The organism is Aquabacterium sp. (assembly GCF_041915145.1).
Classification (GTDB): Bacteria; Pseudomonadota; Gammaproteobacteria; order Burkholderiales; family Burkholderiaceae_C; genus Aquabacterium.
The window spans coordinates 1-2,477 of the sequence record NZ_JAYSBZ010000160.1; the positions used below are offsets into that span (position 1 = coordinate 1).

The 2,477-nt window shown below is 67.0% G+C and carries 3 protein-coding genes; all 3 read left to right on the forward strand.

The annotated features are described in order from the left end of the window. Positions 1–155: 155 nt before the first annotated feature. Genes ACE3SS_RS15495 through ACE3SS_RS15505 form a run of 3 tightly spaced genes read left to right on the forward strand, consistent with a single transcriptional unit; the run spans position 156 to position 2,448 of the window. On the forward strand, positions 156–464 hold the full coding sequence (locus ACE3SS_RS15495) for a hypothetical protein (protein ID WP_043743304.1): 309 nt from the start codon (positions 156–158) through the stop codon (positions 462–464). Continuing rightward, on the forward strand, positions 464–823 hold the full coding sequence (tnpB, locus tag ACE3SS_RS15500) for an IS66 family insertion sequence element accessory protein TnpB (protein ID WP_374595487.1): 360 nt from the start codon (positions 464–466) through the stop codon (positions 821–823). The genes ACE3SS_RS15495 and tnpB overlap by 1 nt, the downstream gene beginning before the upstream one ends. Before the next feature lie 29 nt (positions 824–852). Further along, on the forward strand, positions 853–2,448 hold the full coding sequence (locus ACE3SS_RS15505) for an IS66 family transposase (protein WP_374595489.1): 1,596 nt from the start codon (positions 853–855) through the stop codon (positions 2,446–2,448). The last annotated feature ends 29 nt before the right edge of the window (positions 2,449–2,477 follow it).

Sequence of the window (2,477 nt, forward strand, 5' to 3'; positions counted from 1 at the left end):
AATAGCCTTCGACTACGACCATGGCCTTGCAACGCCGAGAATTCTCGGGCGAGGAGTGGTTGAGGCGCCCTGTAACCGGTCACTGAGCGGCGTCCTTCTCCGGCCTCCGTCCGCGCGGAACAATCCCTCCCACATTCATCAGGGAGGAGCCGGCAGTGACCAGGGCGACTGCGACCAACAACAAGTGGCGGCGGCGTAGCCGTCAGGAATGGCAAGCAGTCATCGCGCGGTTTGCCGAGAGTGGGCTGGGGGTCGAGCCGTTCTGCGCCCGTGAGGGGCTCAGCGAGTCGACCTTCCGGCGCTGGCGTAGCCTGCTGGGCGAGCCGAGTACGCAGTCCGCCGCGCCGGCGATGGAGCGCATCGGCTTCGTCGATGCCGGCACGCTCAAGCTCGGCGGCACGGGTCGCCTCGAGCTCCGACTCGACCTGGGCGAGGGCGTGATCCTTCACCTGTCGCGCGGCTGATGTTCTTCCCCGAAGGCGCGGTCCGGGTCCATGTTTATGGCCGCCCGGTCGACATGCGCAAATCCTTCGATGGCCTGTACGCGCTCACCCGCCAGGCGCTCGGCTGCGATCCGCTGTCGGGCGAGCTGTTCGTGTTCATCAACCGGCGCGGCACGCAGATGAAGGTGCTGTACTGGGATCGCACCGGATTCTGTGTGTGGGCCAAGCGCCTCGAACAGGGACGCTTCGTGTCGAACTGGGCGCAGGTTCGCACGCGCCAGATGGACTGGACCGGGCTCAAGCTGCTGCTCGAAGGCATCGAGCCGGCACGCTACAAGCGCCGTTTCCGACTGCCCTCGAACGCCGTGAAACCCGCATGAATGCTAGGCTCTGCGGTAAAATGCGCGTCATGCCCGCGCCGCGCTCCGCCCCCGTTCCGACCCTTGCCGAGGCCGCCCAGTGGGCGCCCGAGCGCGTCGTCGAACTGGCCCAGGCGCATGAGGATTTGCAGCGCCAAGTGCAGACCATCCAACATCAGCTCGAGTGGTTCCGCCGCCAGCTCTTCGGCCAGAAGAGCGAGAAGCGCCTGGTCCCACCGGACCCGGCGCAGATGTATCTGGGCGAGCTACCGATCCCCGACACGCAGCCCGATGTCCCCGGCAAGACCGTGGCGGGACACACCCGCCGTGCGTCGCGCACCGACTACGCACAGGACAAGGACGAATCGGCGCTGTTCTTCGACGAGACGCGCGTCCCGGTCGAGACCATTACGCTCGCCAACCCCGAGACCGAGGGGCTTGCCGCCGACCAGTTCGAGGTGATCGGCGAGAAGGTCAGCCATCGCCTGGCGCAGCGCCCGGGCAGCTACGTGATCCTCAAGTACGTGCGCCCGGTCATCAAGCGCCGCGACACGCAGACGATCCACTGCCCGGCGGCGCCTGTCGGGGTGCTCGAGGGCAGCCGCGCCGACGTGAGTTTCCTGGTCGGGCTGCTGCTCGACAAGTTCGCCTGGCACCTGCCGCTGTACCGCCAGCATCAGCGCCTGGCCGATGCGGGGATCACGGTCAGCCGCGCCTGGCTCACGCAACTGGCCGCACAGGCCGCCGCGCTGCTCGTGCCGATCTACGAGGCGCAGCTCGCATCGATCCGCGCCAGCCGCGTCAAGGCCATGGACGAGACCCCGATCAAGGCCGGCCGTGCCGGCCCGGGCAAGATGAAGGCCTGCTACTTCTGGCCGGTGTATGGCGAGCTGCACGAGATCTGCTTCCCGTTCTTCGAGAGCCGCGCACACAGCAATGTCGAGAAGGTGCTCGGGCTCGAGCCGGCCGAAGGCAGTGTCCTGCTCTCGGACGGCTATGGCGCCTACGAGAGCTACGCGAGCAAGACCGGGCTCACGCACGCGCAGTGCTGGACGCACTGCCGGCGCGAATTCATCAACGCCGAAGCGGCCGAGCCCGAGCTGGCGGCCAAGGCGATCGCGTTCATCGGCGCGCTCTACGCGGTCGAAGCGAAGATCCGCGACGACAAGCTCAAGGGCGAGGCCAAGCGCGAGTACCGGCTCGATCACGCCCGTCCGATCGTGGCGGCCTTCTTCACCTGGGTACAGGAGCGACTAGACGCGCAGGGGCTGCTGCCGACCAACCCGCTGACCAAGGCGCTGATCTACGCGCACAAGCGACGGGCGGCACTGGAAGTGTTCCTGGCCGACCCGGATGTGCCGATCGATACCAACCACCTCGAACGAGCGCTTCGACCGATTCCGATAGGTCGGAAAAACTGGATGTTCAGCTGGACCGAGCTCGGGGCCCAGCATGTGGGCGTCGTCCAGAGCCTGATTGCGACCTGTCGGCTGCACGAGGTCGATCCGTACGACTATCTCGTCGATGTGCTCCAGCGCGTCGGCCAGCACCCGGCCGCCGACGTCGCACAGCTCACGCCCAGGCTGTGGAAGGAGCACTTCGGGAAAGCGCCGTTGCGCTCGGATATCTCAAGCCCCGCTGCGTAGCAACGACGCCGCTGGGTGAGCGCTTACGG

Bases quoted from the DNA above. Each gene is read 5' to 3' on its own strand.
- ACE3SS_RS15505 (WP_374595489.1), top strand. From the start codon at position 853: ATGCCCGCGCCGCGCTCCGCCCCCGTTCCGACCCTTGCCGAGGCCGCC.
- tnpB (WP_374595487.1), top strand. From the start codon at position 464: ATGTTCTTCCCCGAAGGCGCGGTCCGGGTCCATGTTTATGGCCGCCCG.